Source organism: Caballeronia udeis (assembly GCF_001544555.2).
Lineage (GTDB): Bacteria > Pseudomonadota > Gammaproteobacteria > Burkholderiales > Burkholderiaceae > Caballeronia > Caballeronia udeis.
The window spans coordinates 139579-154485 of record NZ_FCOK02000005.1; the positions used below are offsets into that span (position 1 = coordinate 139579).

Annotated in this window: 14 protein-coding genes; 9 read left to right on the forward strand and 5 right to left on the reverse strand. The window is 61.3% G+C overall.

What is annotated here, in order from left to right; all coding sequences use genetic code 11:
* Positions 1–159 precede the first annotated feature (159 nt).
* From AWB69_RS06010 to maiA, 6 genes are all read left to right on the forward strand, one after another.
* Complete coding sequence (locus AWB69_RS06010) at positions 160–1155, forward strand: D-2-hydroxyacid dehydrogenase family protein (protein ID WP_062083209.1); 996 nt, start codon at positions 160–162, stop codon at positions 1153–1155.
* Positions 1155–2060, forward strand: a complete 906-nt coding sequence (locus tag AWB69_RS06015) for an alpha/beta hydrolase (RefSeq protein WP_062083211.1) — start codon at positions 1155–1157, stop codon at positions 2058–2060. Before AWB69_RS06010 ends, AWB69_RS06015 begins: the two co-directional genes overlap by 1 nt.
* Positions 2057–2932, forward strand: a complete 876-nt coding sequence (locus tag AWB69_RS06020) for an MBL fold metallo-hydrolase (protein WP_062083213.1) — start codon at positions 2057–2059, stop codon at positions 2930–2932. The genes AWB69_RS06015 and AWB69_RS06020 overlap by 4 nt, the downstream gene beginning before the upstream one ends.
* 108 nt (positions 2933–3040) lie before the next feature.
* Positions 3041–4510, forward strand: a complete 1470-nt coding sequence (locus AWB69_RS06025) for an MATE family efflux transporter (RefSeq protein ID WP_062083215.1) — start codon at positions 3041–3043, stop codon at positions 4508–4510.
* Positions 4511–4799: 289 nt separating this feature from the next.
* Positions 4800–5075 (forward strand): hypothetical protein, encoded by a 276-nt coding sequence (locus tag AWB69_RS06030; RefSeq protein WP_062083217.1) that lies wholly within the window; start codon positions 4800–4802, stop codon positions 5073–5075.
* A 212-nt stretch (positions 5076–5287) separates the two neighbouring features.
* On the forward strand, positions 5288–5950 hold the full coding sequence (gene maiA / locus AWB69_RS06035) for a maleylacetoacetate isomerase (protein WP_062083219.1): 663 nt from the start codon (positions 5288–5290) through the stop codon (positions 5948–5950).
* Between the two features lie 232 nt (positions 5951–6182).
* On the opposite strand, the gene AWB69_RS06040 is transcribed toward maiA, so the two are convergent.
* The 5 genes from AWB69_RS06040 to AWB69_RS06060 form a co-directional block, all read right to left on the reverse strand.
* Positions 6183–6920, reverse strand: coding sequence for an IclR family transcriptional regulator (locus AWB69_RS06040; RefSeq protein ID WP_062083221.1), 738 nt, complete (start codon positions 6918–6920; stop codon positions 6183–6185).
* Positions 6921–7014: 94 nt separating this feature from the next.
* On the reverse strand, positions 7015–8181 hold the full coding sequence (locus AWB69_RS06045; RefSeq protein ID WP_062083223.1) for an acyl-CoA dehydrogenase family protein: 1167 nt from the start codon (positions 8179–8181) through the stop codon (positions 7015–7017).
* A 16-nt stretch (positions 8182–8197) separates the two neighbouring features.
* Positions 8198–9496, reverse strand: coding sequence for a CitMHS family transporter (locus AWB69_RS06050; protein WP_062083224.1), 1299 nt, complete (start codon positions 9494–9496; stop codon positions 8198–8200).
* Entirely contained in the window at positions 9496–10647 is a 1152-nt protein-coding gene (locus tag AWB69_RS06055; RefSeq protein ID WP_231936996.1) for a CaiB/BaiF CoA transferase family protein, read from the reverse strand. The genes AWB69_RS06050 and AWB69_RS06055 overlap by 1 nt, the downstream gene beginning before the upstream one ends.
* 119 nt (positions 10648–10766) lie before the next feature.
* Positions 10767–11684, reverse strand: coding sequence for a LysR substrate-binding domain-containing protein (locus AWB69_RS06060; RefSeq protein ID WP_062083226.1), 918 nt, complete (start codon positions 11682–11684; stop codon positions 10767–10769).
* A gap of 140 nt (positions 11685–11824) precedes the next feature.
* Here AWB69_RS06060 and AWB69_RS06065 point away from each other — a divergent pair, with 140 nt between their 5' ends.
* The 3 genes from AWB69_RS06065 (at position 11825) to AWB69_RS06075 (ending at position 14887) form a co-directional block, all read left to right on the forward strand.
* Positions 11825–13147, forward strand: a complete 1323-nt coding sequence (locus AWB69_RS06065) for an NAD(P)/FAD-dependent oxidoreductase (RefSeq protein ID WP_062083227.1) — start codon at positions 11825–11827, stop codon at positions 13145–13147.
* A 100-nt stretch (positions 13148–13247) separates the two neighbouring features.
* The gene (locus tag AWB69_RS06070) at positions 13248–14066 is read left to right on the forward strand and encodes a substrate-binding periplasmic protein (RefSeq protein ID WP_062083228.1); all 819 of its coding nucleotides are present in this window, start codon (positions 13248–13250) and stop codon (positions 14064–14066) included.
* Positions 14067–14095: 29 nt separating this feature from the next.
* Entirely contained in the window at positions 14096–14887 is a 792-nt protein-coding gene (locus tag AWB69_RS06075; protein ID WP_062083230.1) for an amino acid ABC transporter permease, read from the forward strand.
* The last annotated feature ends 20 nt before the right edge of the window (positions 14888–14907 follow it).

Genomic DNA, 14907 nt, shown 5'->3' on the forward strand with positions numbered 1-14907 from the left:
TGTACCCGTCTCACGCTAACGGGGCTGCGAAGCACGCTTGCCGGTCGATATCTGCATGTCGTTTACAAGGATTCCTGACTACGCTCAAGGAGTAACAGATGTCCCAAGATACGCACGAAATTGTGCCTGTTCAATTCGGGGTGGTCGGTGGAGTCGCCCATGCCGAATAGATCCGGACCCGTCAGGATCGCCATCCTCGACGATTACCAGGATGTCGCCCTTCTCATGGCGGACTGGTCGGGGCTTGACAGGCGCGCGACCATCACCGTATTCAATGACCACGTGGCAGATCCAGACGCTGTCGTTGCCCGCCTCCAGCCCTTCGAAATCGTCTGTGCGATGCGTGAGCGCACGCCGATGACGCGGGCGATTATCGAGCGTCTGCCAAGACTCCGTCTGATCGCCTCGACGGCCCTGCGGAATGCGTCGATCGACGTTAAGGCCGCCGCAGAGCGGGGCGTCGACGTCATGCATACCGGTTATAGCTCCGCCCCAACGATCGAACTGACGTGGGCGCTCATCCTGGCGAGCGCGCGCAACCTTGTCGCAGAAAACGGTTCGCTGCGCGCCGGGGGCTGGCAGCGCTTTGTCGGCGATGATCTCGCCGGACGCACGCTTGGAGTTCTGGGTCTCGGGAATGTCGGAGGCGCAGTGGCGCGGATCGGCAAGGCGTTCGGCATGGAAGTGATCGCATGGAGCCAGAACCTGACAGCCGACCATGCCGCGGAGGCGGGCGCCGCCCTGGTCACCAGGGAGGAACTGTTCCGGCGAGCGGATATCGTTACCGTGCACCTCGTGCTCAGCGGTCGGACACAGGGGCTCGTGAGCGCTGAGGAACTTGCGCTCATGAAGCCCACGGCGCGGCTGGTGAACACTTCTCGTGGCCCGATCGTGGTCGAGGCCGATCTGCTCGCGGCATTGCGGAGTGGCAAGATCGCTGGCGCCGCGATCGACGTCTTTGACCAGGAGCCGTTGCCCTCCGATCATCCGTTTCGTAGCCAGGCGAACCTGCTGGCGACGCCGCATATCGGCTACGTCTCGCGTAGCCTTTATGCACGTTTCTATCAAGAGACGGTCCACAACATTCGTCAGTGGCTCGACGCCCGGGATGGACAGATGATCCCAACTGCAGGCGTTTCACCACGGAGGGGATGATGTTCGAACGGCGCGATATTGAATTCGAGGCAGAGGGTGGCGATCGCCTCCGCGGGTGGCTATTCATTCCAGAGAACACGGCTGCCCGCCATCCGGCCATCTCAATGGCGCATGGCTATGCAGGTGTGAAGGAGCATGGACTCGAGCGTTTCGCGCGAGCCTTCGCCGAGGCCGGGTTTGTCGTGCTCGTACACGATCATCGAAACTTCGGCTCAAGCGACGGCGCAATCCGACACGATATCGACCCCTGGCGCCAGATCGCCGACTGGCGACGGGCCATCTCCTTCCTCGAATCCCTGCCCGAGGTCGACGCGGACAGGATCGGAGTCTGGGGCACGAGTTATGCCGGCGGCCACGTGCTCGTCCTCGCTGCGACCGACCGCCGGATCCGAGCCGTTGTCGCGCAGGTACCGACGATCAGCGGCTATCAGCAGGGACTGCGTCGGGTGCCGCCCGATGCGCTCACCGCGCTGGAAGACCTCTTCGATGACGATGAGCGGGCGCAGTTTCACGGCGAGCCGGCCCGCCGGCAGCAAGTTGTCGGCGACAATCCTTTGGTGCCAGCATCGTATCGATCGAGAGACGCCATTTCGTTCTATCTCCAGCCGTTGCCACCGGATGCCTGGACGAACGAGGTGACGGTCCGCTCGGGCCGTCTTGCCCGGATGTACGAGCCGGGTGCCTGGATAGCCCGCGTGTCCCCAACGCCGCTGCTGATGATCGTCGCCCTGGCCGATCACATTACGCTGACCGACCTCGAATTGCGCGCTTACGAGCAGGCGCTTGAGCCTAAGAAGCTCGTCACGATCGACGGCGGACATTTCGATCCCTACCTGGGGCAGTTCGCTGTCGCGAGCGCCGCGGCAACGTTCTGGTTCCGTCGACATCTGAGCCAAGATCAATGACCGAGACATCTGAAAGCAACCAACCCCTGCAATGGAAGCTGTTCATCCGTCGGCGCGCCAGCGCGACGCAAGGCACACCGCCGGGCAAGGACGAACTGAAATGGGTAGCGAACACGACCACGCTGATTCACGGTGAACGGGATGCCCTGCTGGTTGACACTTTCCTCTCGGAGGCGCAAACGGGGGAACTCGCTGACTGGATTGCCGCGTCTGGCAAGCGCCTGCGCACGATCTACATCACCCACGCCCATCCCGATCATTTCTTTGGGCTGAAACTGTTGCGCGACCGCTTTCCGGAGGCGCGGGCGATCGCGCCCGCACAGGTGGTTGACGCAATGCAGGCCGCGCTCGCGCCCGAAGCCGTCGAGCGCTGGCGCAGACGATTTCCGGGTCACATTCCCCCGGATCTCATCTCTGCCGAACGACTGGGTGACGCGACATTCGACCTTGAAGGTCACAAGATTGTCCCGATCGATATTGGCCACACCGATACTGACCACACCACCTGCCTCCATGTGCCCTCGATTGGCCTCGTGATCGCGGGCGATGCCATCTACAACGGCACGCATCCGTACCTCGCCGAATCAGACCGGCGGGGGCTGCGCGACTGGCTCGCCGCAATTGATAAGATCGAGGCGCTTAACCCGCGTGCCGTAGTGGTTGGCCACGGTCCAATTGAGCCGGACAACGCCGTGCGGCACATCCAGGAGACGCGGAAATATATCGAGGATTTCATTCGCCTCGATAATGAAACACACACCGCTCTGGAACTCTACGATCGGATGCTCAGCCTTTATCCCGACCTGATCAATCCGGGATCGCTCTGGGGTGGCGCCCATGCCGCGAAGGCCTCTCGCAGTGCCGACGCTTGACGCTTGACGCTTGACGCTTGATTCGTCCCAGATCATGGTGATGACCTTGTGGAGTGTGAGCGGGATCATTCATGCGATGATTCGCTCACCCCCACCCCATGCTCCGCCATGACATCAAAACGCCACGTTGACTCCGCTCGCTTCGTACACGGCTCGACCTTGCGGCATGTCGTGGTCATGGCAGGAACCGGGGCGATAGGATTGATGGCCGTGTTCGCCGTCGATCTGGCCAATCTCTTCTATGTATCGCTGCTCGGCGACACGTCGGTTGCCGCGGCGGTCGGATTTGCCGGGACCATCAACTTCTTCCACACCGCCATTTCCATTGGCATGACGATCGGCGTCAGCGCAACCGTCGCCCGGCTTCTCGGTGCGGGCCAGCGGACCAAGGCGCGGCAAGTGGCGTCGGCTAGTCTCGTGCTGATGATCCTCATCACCCTCGCCCTGAGCGCCGCCACGCTGCTCTTCCTCGACCCGATCCTCAACGCGCTCGGAGCGGTCGGCGAGACACGCATGCTGACCCGAGGTTTCCTGCTGATCACCACGCCCACGTACGTGTTCCTCGCCATCGGCATGTGCACGGCCGCGCTGATGCGTTCTGTCGGCGATGCCCGCCGGGCGATGACCGTCACGCTGACCGCGGCAGTCGTGACCGCGGTTCTTGATCCGATCCTGATCTTCGGTTTTCATCTTGGGCTGACGGGTGCGGCCATATCGAACGATATAGCACGTCTCGCGCTCGCACTCGTCGGTCTGTATGGCGCGACCCGGGTCAACGATCTCATTGCCCGCGTCCGCTTTGCACGCTTATGGTCCAACAGCCAGCCGGTCATGAAGGTCGCGCTGCCTGCCGTGCTGACCAACCTCGCCACGCCCGTTGCAAGCGCCTACGTGACGCACGCAATGGCCCGTTTCGGTGCGGCAGCCGTGGCGGGGCAAGCTACCATAGACCGCATCACGCCCGTGGCCTTCGCGGTGATCTATGCGCTGACCGGCGCGGTCGGTCCGATCATTGCCCAGAATCTTGGCGCGGGGCGGGCGGACCGGATTCGCGAAACTGTCCGCAACAGCCTGGTGTTCGTGCTGCTGACGGTCGCGGTTGCGTGGGCCGTGCTGGCGCTCGCGCAGGGTGGCCTGATCCGCGCGTTCTCGGCGCGTGGCGACACCGCCGTCATCATCACGGCGTTCTGTTCGTGGCTGGTGGCGAGTTACGCGTTCGTCGGCTGCCAGTTCGTGGCGAACGCGACCTTCAACAATCTCGATCGGCCATTGTTGTCAACGCTGTTCAACTGGGGACGCGCGACTATCGGCACAGTGCCGTTTGTTGCGGCCGGGATGCGGCATGGGCCTGTGGGCGTGATGATCGGACAGGCCGCCGGCAACGCGATCTTCGGCACGATGGCCATGCTGGTCGCATACGCCGTGGTCAAGCGCTTGCCAATGGGCGACTGCGCTGCGCTGGCGAACAGGGGCAGCAACCAGCTCGAGCAATCATCCGTCAATGTCCCTGCAGCGGCCGTGGGAAATACCATGGCGCCGGACGTGGAATTAAAGGAACTGCCGTTGCAAGGTGGTTAAGCCTTTAAGGGGTTAGGCCCTTTATGCCCTTAAGCCGCTTAGCGTTTTCTCTTTAGGTTCGAGCCTGATTCAGCCTTGCTCACTAGCGTTATCACGCCCTATTTTCTTAGCGAATTCCTTGCGTCTGATTGTTCGTTTTGCGCGGATTCACTATTCCCCTCTATCGGTACAATATTTCGATAGTGCGCGCATATACTCCATTCCATCGACGCAGCACACCAACCAGCAGGACCGCTGCGTAGCCCATGAAATGAAGTCGCTGAGTTACTGATACGCATCGGAGCACATCATGAACAAGACCCTTATTGCATCGTTGTTAGTTGCCGTTTCCGCCGCCCTTGCAACACCTGCATTCGCTAGCAGCGGTTATGGTCCCGCACCGTCGTATAACCCGCAGGTTGGCGCACCCGCTTCGCAACGCGGCCAAAGCGCGCAAACCATCGCAGCGGAAAATGCAGCGACCAATGCTGACGCGAGCGCTTACGGCGGCGTGCGAAACACCTCCACGCAATCCGGTGTCCGTGTTCAGGCTAACGGCACACATTCGCTCGACTTACATAACTGATCAAAGCCGAAGTTTGGCGCTTAGCGGGAAGTCGATGCCCGGCGAACTCAGGTTCGCCGGGCATCGGTGTTTGTGAAGATTGCGATCTTCCTGACATACCTGGCATTCAAGCTGTGGACCCTGGCTGGAGCACTTTGATGCATAGTTGAGAACCGGCGACTTAGCCCGCGTCGCCGCTACCGTCCAATCGTCCACTACGAAGGAAGATCCTCATGTCAGAGCAAGTGCAATTCGAACTCTTCGCGTTCTGGCGCTCGTCCGCCGCCTTTCGCGTACGTGTCGCCCTTAATTTGAAGGGCCTGAGCGCGCACGAACAGTACATCGATCTCGACGCAGACGAACAACGCAGCGCAGCATTCCTGAAAATCAGTCCACTAGGGTCCATTCCGGCGTTGGTGGAAGAAGGGCACGAACCGCTGACACAATCGCTGGCCATCCTCGAATTCCTCGACGAACTTCAACCCTCGCCGCCCTTGTTGCCAAGCGATTTATACGGCCGTGCACGGGTCCGCTCCATCGCGTCCATGTGTGCTGCCGATACCCATCCGCTAGTCGTGCCGCGCGTGAAAAAGTATCTGCAGGAAACCGGTGGATTCGACAATGCAGCGTGGCGCGCATGGCAAATCCGCTGGCTCGGCACGGGCCTTGCCGCAGTGGAAGAGCGTCTCGCGGGCGCGCCGGAAACAGGGACTTTCTGTCATGGCGATGAACCCACCATGGCGGATATCTGTCTCGCGAGCATTGTCGCGGTGACGCGTGTGTTCAAGATCGCGATTCCCGATGCACCGACTATCGACCGGATCATGGCCGCGTGTGATCAGCATCCGGCATTCATGAAGGCCGATCCGAAGCGGCAGGTTGGAGCGCCGACTTAAAGTGGCAATGGCAAAGTTCGGCGGCTGACGGGCCTTGGCCGCCGGACCTTGCGTTTGATCTGCCCCACCGGACTGGCCGCTTGTCTCTCGGCCAAGCCGGCATTGCCGGTGTACGCTTCAGCGACCAAATCAAGAAGGTTCATGCCAGACTGCCCTTGCCTTGACGAGAGTATCCAGGGCGGGAAGAGGTATCAACGCCAGCATCAAGAACGCCTGGATAAACCAAAGCCCCTCATTTCTCTTGCGCATCGATCTCCTGCTTCACACGCACAAGCTCGGCCCCATGAGCGTCCTGTTGCTTCTCGATCCGTTCGGTCGGCCCGACCACCGATATGCCGTACAGGTCCCCACCAACCGACACCGCAATCGCCACCGCCGAAAGCTCCGGCGCGCTCTCTCCAAGATTGACATGCCAGCCGCGTTTTTTAGCGGCCTCCGCCTGCGTCACGAGCGCTGCCAGATCCGCTGTCGTGCGATCGGTCATCCGCTCGAACCCGAGCTTCGCAGCCAGCGCCTGTTGCTGTTCCGGCGCGAGCTCGCCAAAGATCGCCTTGCCGATCGAATTGGCGTGCACGGGACGAAGCTCACCCGGCTTCACGATGTAGCGAATAGCCTTGAACGACTCCACTACGTCGAGATAAACCACGGCTGTATCGTGAATCTTGCCGAGCACGATGGTCTCGCCGGTGGCGTCGCGTAATGCGACCAGCCGCGCGTGCAGCATCTCCACCACAGGATCGACCGCGTCTATCGCTTGCGCGAGCTGCAGCAGCCGCCGGGTCGGATAATAACCGCCGCGTTTTTTTACTTCATAGAGGTACCCGCGGCTTACCAGCGTACGGGCGAGCGCGAGGCAACTCGATACCGGCACGTCCATCAACCGGGCGAGTTCGGTCAGCGGCAAAGGCCGCTGTTCCGTGGCGAAACGTTCGAACAAGTCGAGCGTGCGTGCAACGAGTTTGACATCCATGGCAATTCGTTCCACTGGTTTAAGGCAGGTTCCCTGCACCTTTAAGGCCGCGCATGCAAAGCGCTTGCTCCCATGCGGCTTGCGCCAGTACGCATTAGTAAGACTTAGGCAACCCAAGCACTTTCTCTGCAATAAAGCACATGATCATTTGCGGACTCACTGGCGCGAGCCTCGGAATCATACACTCGCGCAAATAACGTTCGACGTGATACTCCTTTGCGTAGCCCATTCCGCCAAGCGTCGCCATTGCGGTCTGGCATGACTGGAAGGCCGCTTCCGCGGCCAGATACTTGGCGGCATTTGCTTCGGCGCCGCACGGCTTGCCGGCGTCATACAGCGAGGCCGCCTTGAAGACCATCAGGCTGGCTGCCTCAAGCTGCATCCACGACTGCGCGAGCGGATGCTGGATCGACTGGTTCTGTCCAATCGGACGCCCGAACACCACGCGCTCCTTTGCATATTGCGTGGCTCGCCTTAGCGCAGCCTGACCCAGACCGATCGCTTCCGCTGCAATCAGGATCCGCTCCGGATTCAGACCGTGCAGCAAATATTTGAAGCCCTCGCCTTCCTCGCCAATCAGGTCACCGGCGGGAACACGCAAGCCATCGATGAAAAGCATGTTCGAATCCACCGCCTTGCGGCCCATCTTCTCGATCTCGCGCACTTCAACTTTTGTACGGTCAAGATCGGTATAAAAAAGGCTCAGGCCTTGCGTTGGCTTAGCCACCTGATCGAGCGGCATGGTCCTCGCGATGATCAACATCTTGTTCGCCACCTGCGCCGTCGATATCCAGATCTTGCGGCCCGTCAGCACGTAGTGGTCACCATCACGCACGGCCTGCGTTTTAAGCCGCGTGGTGTCGAGTCCCGAATCGGGTTCGGTGACGGCGAAGCACGCCTTGTCGGTCCCTTCTATCAACGGCGGGAGGAAGCGCTGCTTCTGTTCCGCGCTGCCGAACACCTGCACGGGATTCAGCCCGAAGATGTTCATATGCACCGCCGAGGCGCCCGACAAACCCGCGCCCGACGCACTGATGGTCTGCATCATCAGCGCGGCCTCGGTCATGCCAAGTCCCGAGCCGCCGTAGTCCTGCGACATTGCAATGCCGAGCCAGCCCGCATCCGCCAGCGTGCGGTGAAAGTCGTGGGGAAAACCCCCTTCGCGATCGCGTTCGAGCCAGTAATCGTCATCGTAGCGTTCGCAGAGTTTTTCTATCGCGGCCTTGATGGATTGCTGGTCTTCAGTGAGTTCGAAATTCATGAGAAGAAGTCCTGTACTAGAGCGGAAACACACCGATCACCACCGCTGCCGCAACCATCAGCAACGTGGCCGCGAAGAGGAACGGGATCGTGAACTTCTGGTGCTCGGCCAGTTCAACGCCTGTCAAACCAACAATCAGGAACGTTGCGGGCGTCAATGGACTGACCGGAAAACCCGTGGTCATCTGACCGAGCAATGCGGCTTGCGCCATCTGTATGGGCGGCACGCCAAGCAGCTTCGCGCTCTCCGCCATCACGGGGAGAATGCCGAAGTAGAAGGAGTCGGGGTCGAACAGCAGGGACAGCGGCATGGATAGCAAACCCAGCACGAACGGCATGTGGCGTGCATGTTCGGCGGGAACGTGCTGCACGACGACCTGCGCCATGGCGGAGAGCATACCGGTGCCGGACATGATGCCGGTGAATGCGCCCGCCGCGAGCAGCACGCTCGCCATCATCAACGCCGCTTTCGCGTGGGCGTCAATGCGAGCGCGCTGCGCGTCGACCTCCGGATAGTTCACGATCAGCGCGACCACGGTGCCAAGCATGAACATGACGACCGGGTCCACGATCCCGCTCACCAGCGTGGCAAGCACGACCACCGTCAGCACCACGTTGATCCAGAAACGCTCGGGCCGCCGCAGCGCCGCTTCTTCCGCGGAGAGTTCACGCGGCTGCAACACCGCTTCCGGCGCACCCTTGCCGAGACCAAGGCGTTTCTCTTCGCGCTTGCCGAGCCAGTAAGCCGAGCCGAACACGAACGTGAGGCCGACCGCTTGCAGCGGAATCATCGGATAGAAAATCACCGTGGTCGGAATATGCAGCGCGGCGGAGGCCCGCAGCATGGGCCCCACCCAGGGCAGGAAGTTCACGCCGGCCGCCATCGATGCAACACAAGCGAGGATCCGTTTGTCGAGTCCGAGGCGCGTGTAAAGCGGCAGCATGGCGGGGATGGTGACGAGAAACGTGACCGCGCCCGAGCCATCGAGGTGAATCAGCAGTGCAAGCAGCGCCGACCCCATCACAATCCGCGTGGGTTTGGCGCCGACCATCCGCAAGATGCCGTTGATGATCGGATCGAGCATGCCCGAATCTGTTAGGATTCCGAAAAAAAGAATCGCAAATACAAACATCCCCGCTACCGGGCCGATTGCCTGTACCCCGTGCACAATAAATTTCGCTGTCGATAACCCGAAGCCAGCGGCGAGCGCCGCGACCGTCGGCACCGCGATCAGCGCCACCAGCGGCGAAAGCCGCTTGGTGATGATCAGGCCGAACAGCGCGACGATCGCAATAGTGCCAGTCAGCGCGAGCATCAGGCGTCTCCCTTCGGGGCTTGATCGAAGACCTGCGCCTCGTGCTCGTTGAGCTTGGGCGGTGGCGTCCGGTAGGTGGCAGGCGTGCGGCTGAGCTTGATCGGCGAGGCAATGCCCTTGTAACCTTCCATCGACACCACCATCCCCCGATGCGCCGTATGCGGCAAATCAAGCGCGGCATTGATGGACAGCACTGGCGCGCACGGCACGCCGCGCCGAATGAGCGTATCGGCAAGTACCGCCCCGTCCCAACGCTCGAACACGCTTTCCAGTTCGCGCCGCAGTTCCCTGCGATTCGCCGTGCGCGCCTTGTTGCTCTCGAAGCGCGGATCGTCGGCAAGCTGAGGCGTCCAGAGCACTTCGCACAGCGTTGTAAATTGCGCGTTGTTGCCCACCGCCAGGAAGATATCGACGCTGCCGGTATGGAACATGTCGTACGGCGTGATGTTCGGATGTGCATTGCCCGTGCGCTGCGGCGGCTTGCCGGAGTAGAAATAGTTCGCCGTGTGCGGATGCAAGAGGGACAGCGCGCAGTCGAACAGCGTGGACTCCACGAACTGCCCAAGCTGACTGCCTTCGCGTTCGCGCAACGCCATCAGGATGCCGAGCGCGGCGTTCAGGCCGGTGACCATGTCCACAATCGGAATGCCCACACGCGTGGCCTCACCGTCCGCCTCGCCGTTCACGCTCATGATGCCGGTCATCGCCTGGATCGCCGCGTCGTAGCCCGGCAGGCCGCCAAGCGGACCATCCGCGCCGAAACCGGATACGCGGCAATGGACGAGCTTCGGAAAGCGCGCCTGCAATAGTTGCTCGTAACCAATACCCCAGCGCTCGAGCGTACCCGGCTTGAAGTTTTCGATCAGCACGTCAGCGGTTTCGAGCAGCGCAAGCAGCCTCGCGCGCCCCGCTTCCTCTGACAGGTCCAGCGACACGCCGAGCTTGTTGCGATTCACGCCGAGGAAATACGACGCGGTATCGCCGTCGAACGGCGGACCCCAGGTGCGCGTTTCGTCGCCCGCGGGAGGTTCGATCTTGATGACTTCGGCGCCGTGGTCGGCGAGGATCTGCGTGCAGTAAGGACCACCCAGCACACGCGATAAATCGATCACGCGAATGCCGTCGAGCGAACCCAGAGGGGTTTGAGTCAAGATTTTTGTCTCCATCGGTAACGGTTTTTCTATCTCATTATTCCTGCCTGTGAATAAAACTTTATATACGTGAATATACGGCGTCAAGAAAAATCGGCGAAACACCTAGCGGGAAAAGTTCAGAACATTGCGGCGGGACCTCGCAAACGGGCCACCTCAGTGGCCATCGTTTCCCGGGTGAGATCGAGGAAAGCCGTCACCAGCGGATTCGGATGGGGCAACTGAGGACAGACCGTGAAGCCGCGAAACATCACGTCCGGCGAGAACGGCCGGAACACAATGCGCGCGGGATTGGTATCGGAAGTAGCCAGCGGATTCACCACGCCCACACCCAGGCCACGCGCGACCATTGCGCAAATGGTCGCGCCGTAAGGCGTCTCGATCACCGGCACCTGGTTCACCCCGGCCTGCCGCAACGCGCGGTCGAGCGACGAGCGGGTGTCGTCGGCATAGGACGGCAGGATGAGGCTCTGGTCCCTCAAGTCACGCGCATGGATGCGCTTGCGTGCGGTGAGCGGATGGTGGGCAGGCAGCGCGCAGACCCCCGCCAGCCGATACAACTCCGTGCTGGTCACGCCGAATGCATCGGGCGTGGTGGTGGCAAAACCAACGTCGCAATAGGCCGACGATGCCCAGCGCTGGATCGTGCCCTCGCTACGCATTTCCAGCGACACCGCAATACGCGGATATGCCGCGAGGAAGCGCTCGATCACAAGGGGTACGAACGATAATGCGAGCACCGGCGGCGCCACCAGACGCAGCCTGCCAGTGCCGAACTGGCGGATTTCCCGCGCTGAATGACCGAGCTTTTCGAGTCCCACGAAACTACGGTCGACCTCACGATAGAAGGCCGTGCCTGCATCAGTGGCCTGGATCCGGCCGCCGTTGCGTGTGAAAAGCGCCAGTCCCGTCGACGCCTCCAGTTCCGCAATCAAGCGGCTGACGCTGGGCTGCGAGGTGCCGAGTTCTTCAGCCGCTGCGGTCATCGATCCGCGCAGCATCACCAGCCTGAACGCTTCGATTTGCTTCTGGTTCATGTGTGTTCCTCCTGCGGGATTCTCCCGTTCCGCATGGAAGCTTGTCATATCAAAAATGAATAGCAGACCTTTTTGGCCGTATTTGACCGGATGAAAGAACCGCTCCTAGACTGATTGCAACTAGTCACTGCCAGCGAACCATGCGAGCCGACGCACTGCTTTTCCACGATGACTTCCGCATCGCACCGTATTGGTGGGACGCAGCGCCGCCCGAAACGTCGCGCGTCGCCCTGCCGTCAAGCGTGGATCTGGTGATCGTGGGAAGCGGCTATTGCGGGTTGTCGGCGGCGGCTGAAGCGGCACGGCAAGGTGCGTCGGTGGCTGTGCTGGATGCCGCCGAGATCGGTGCAGGCGGCAGCACGCGCAGCGGCGGCATGCTGTCGAGCGGGCAAAAAATGGCATTGACTGACGCCATTCGCGGGGTATCGGCGGAGCGGCTGAGCCGCTTGATGGCCGAATCCATGGCGAGTTTCGAGTATCTCAAGCACCTGATCGCCAGCGAATCGCTCGACGCCGACCTGCAGATAACAGGCCGCTTTTTCGGCGCGTTCACCCCCGGTCATTTCGAGCGGCTGCGTCAGCAAGGCGAGCTGCTGCGCGAGAAAACCGGCGTGACCGTGCACGTGGTGACACGTGCCGGGCAACGCGCGGTAGTCGGGTCGGACTACTACTACGGCGGCATTCTCGTAGATGAATACGGCGGCCTGCATACGGCGAAATATCACCGCGCGCTACGCGATCTTGCGCGGCGTTGCGGCGCAAGCCTGCATTCGCACGCGGCCGTGGAACGGATTGAACGGACCGGCGCGCGCTTCACTGTCCATACAGTGCGCGGCAAGGTCGATGCCAAGCGGGTGCTGGTCGCGACCAACGGTTATACGGGAAACCTGTCGCCGTTTTTATCGCGTCGCGTGCTGCCGGTGGCGAGTTATCAGATCGCCACGGAACCGCTGCCGCCGGGACTCATGGATGTATTGAATCCGGGCCGCCGCATGATCAGCGACTCCAAGCGCAACCTGTTTTATACGCGCCCTTCGCCCGACGGCACGCGCATGCTGTTCGGCTCGCGGCCGTCGTTTCGCGAAGTCGGCGAACGCGAGGCGGCCCGCATCCTGCACGCAAAGATGGTGCAGCTCTGGCCCGCCTTGCGCGACGTTCGTATCACGCATGCATGGAAGGGATACGTTGCCATGACCGGTGACAAGCTCGCGCATATCGGCGAGCACGACGGCGTGTTCTACGCACTCGGCTGCAACGGCAATGGCGTCGCCTTGATGAGTTACCTCGGGCAGCGCATTGCAAGAACACTATCAGGCCTCGATGCCGCGCCCGGTGCATTCGGCGAAGGCCCGTTTCCGCTGAGTCCGGGCGGCATCGCGCGCAGCTTGAGCGTGCCGGTGGGCGCCGTGCTCTATCAGCTCGACGACTGCTGGAACGGCCGCGTGCGCGGCGCGCTGTCCTGACGCTAACCCTGACCCTGACGTTCGTGTTCAAGCCTGTTAGTGACGCTGCATCGACCTGTCGTATTTTCAACTCATCGCTGGTTTCCCCTGGAGCAACATCATGCGGTTTCGACACTTTTTCAGCCTCGTTTCTATCGTCGCTTCCCTCTCGCTGATAGCCGCGACCGGCGCGCATGCCGACGACCTCGGCACCCTTGCGCCGGGCAAACTGATGGCCGGCGTGGACGCCAACAACAAGCCCTATTCCTACATCGATAACGGCAAGATGACCGGCTTCGACGTGGAGTTGCTGCGGGCGATTGGCGCCAAGCTGGGATTGAGTGTCGACTTCCGTGCGCAAGACTTCAGCGGTTTGCTGCCGAGCGTGTCGAACCAGCAGATCGATCTCGCCGCCGGATCGATATCGATCACGACGGACCGGCTCAAGATGGTCGATTTCTCCGAGGGTTATCTTACCGGGCTGCTTAGCGTAGCGACCTTGCCCGACAGCGCGATCACGAGCGACAAAGCGTCGGTCAAGGACAAGCGGATTGGCGTGGTCCAGGGTACGATTGAAGACACGTATTCGGACAGCTACCTGCCGGGCGCGCAGATCGTGCGGTTCCCGAACGTGAACGCGGGTTTTCTCTCCCTGCGCTCGAAATATATCGATGGTTTCTTCATCGATAAATCGCTTGTCGACGGTCTGCAAAGCAAGTACCCGCAGTTGAATCTTGCCGACCGGCTGGATATCTCCGCCATCAACCTGCCGGCCGGTTTTCCGATACGCAAAGGCAACGTCAAGCTAGAGACCGCGGTCAACAAGACGCTTAACGAGCTGGTGGCGGACGGTACCTGGATGAAGCTCTACACGAAGTTCCATCCCGGTTATCCGAAGCCCGCCAGCCTGCCGCCGTACGAGATGAAAACCGGTAGCTGACCTTTCGCCGACATGATCCGGAGAGCGCCATGAACGCATTCCTGCAGAACTTCCTCGACTGGCAGTTGCTCACGGGATCGCTGCCTTCGCTGCTCGAAACCGGGCTCGTGAACACACTCGTGCTGTCGCTGTTCTCGACCCTGCTCGGCATCATCGCGGGCATGGTGCTGGCGTTGATGGCCGTGTCGCACATGCGCTGGCTCGAAGCGCCGGCGCGCGTGTTCGTCGAAGTCTTTCGCGGTCTGCCGGCGGCGCTCGTGATCCTGCTCGTGGGGCAAGGGCTGGCGCCGGTCGGGCTCGCGGTGTTCGGCCCGAATCCGTATCCGCTTGCCATCGTGGCGCTAGGGCTGATTTCATCGGCGTATATAGCGGAGATCTTTCGTTCGGGCATCCAGAGCGTGGGCAAAGGGCAACTCTCCGCATGTCAGGCGCTAGGCATGACGTACTGGACCGCCATGCGTCATGTGATCGTGCCGCAAGGCATCCGGCGCATTCTGCCTGCGCTTGCGAACCAGTTCATTTCGATCGTGAAAGATTCAAGCCTTGTGTATTTTCTCGGCTTGCTGACCTCGCAACGGGACTTGTTCACGATTGGACAGAACACGTCGGTGAACACGGCCAACCTGTCTCCGCTGGTTGCAGCCGGGCTCGTCTACTTGCTGATTACCGTGCCCCTCACGCACGCGATCAATCATATCGACCGCTGGACCAACCGGCATTCGAATCCACGCTACGGCGGCGCAAGCGGCGCCACCACGCGCAAGCAGCTCAAGCGTCAGGCAGCAGCCGCGCGCGCGGGCATGGCCGAACAACACAACTAGACCAACCCCGGGGAATAACA

Coding starts and splice junctions, on each gene's coding strand:
- AWB69_RS06010 (WP_062083209.1), top strand. CDS start 160: ATGCCGAATAGATCCGGACCCGTCAGGATCGCCATCCTCGACGATTAC.
- AWB69_RS06015 (WP_062083211.1), top strand. CDS start 1,155: ATGTTCGAACGGCGCGATATTGAATTCGAGGCAGAGGGTGGCGATCGC.
- AWB69_RS06020 (WP_062083213.1), top strand. CDS start 2,057: ATGACCGAGACATCTGAAAGCAACCAACCCCTGCAATGGAAGCTGTTC.
- AWB69_RS06025 (WP_062083215.1), top strand. CDS start 3,041: ATGACATCAAAACGCCACGTTGACTCCGCTCGCTTCGTACACGGCTCG.
- AWB69_RS06030 (WP_062083217.1), top strand. CDS start 4,800: ATGAACAAGACCCTTATTGCATCGTTGTTAGTTGCCGTTTCCGCCGCC.
- maiA (WP_062083219.1), top strand. CDS start 5,288: ATGTCAGAGCAAGTGCAATTCGAACTCTTCGCGTTCTGGCGCTCGTCC.
- AWB69_RS06040 (WP_062083221.1), bottom strand. CDS start 6,920: ATGGATGTCAAACTCGTTGCACGCACGCTCGACTTGTTCGAACGTTTC.
- AWB69_RS06045 (WP_062083223.1), bottom strand. CDS start 8,181: ATGAATTTCGAACTCACTGAAGACCAGCAATCCATCAAGGCCGCGATA.
- AWB69_RS06050 (WP_062083224.1), bottom strand. CDS start 9,496: ATGCTCGCGCTGACTGGCACTATTGCGATCGTCGCGCTGTTCGGCCTG.
- AWB69_RS06060 (WP_062083226.1), bottom strand. CDS start 11,684: ATGAACCAGAAGCAAATCGAAGCGTTCAGGCTGGTGATGCTGCGCGGA.
- AWB69_RS06065 (WP_062083227.1), top strand. CDS start 11,825: ATGCGAGCCGACGCACTGCTTTTCCACGATGACTTCCGCATCGCACCG.
- AWB69_RS06070 (WP_062083228.1), top strand. CDS start 13,248: ATGCGGTTTCGACACTTTTTCAGCCTCGTTTCTATCGTCGCTTCCCTC.
- AWB69_RS06075 (WP_062083230.1), top strand. CDS start 14,096: ATGAACGCATTCCTGCAGAACTTCCTCGACTGGCAGTTGCTCACGGGA.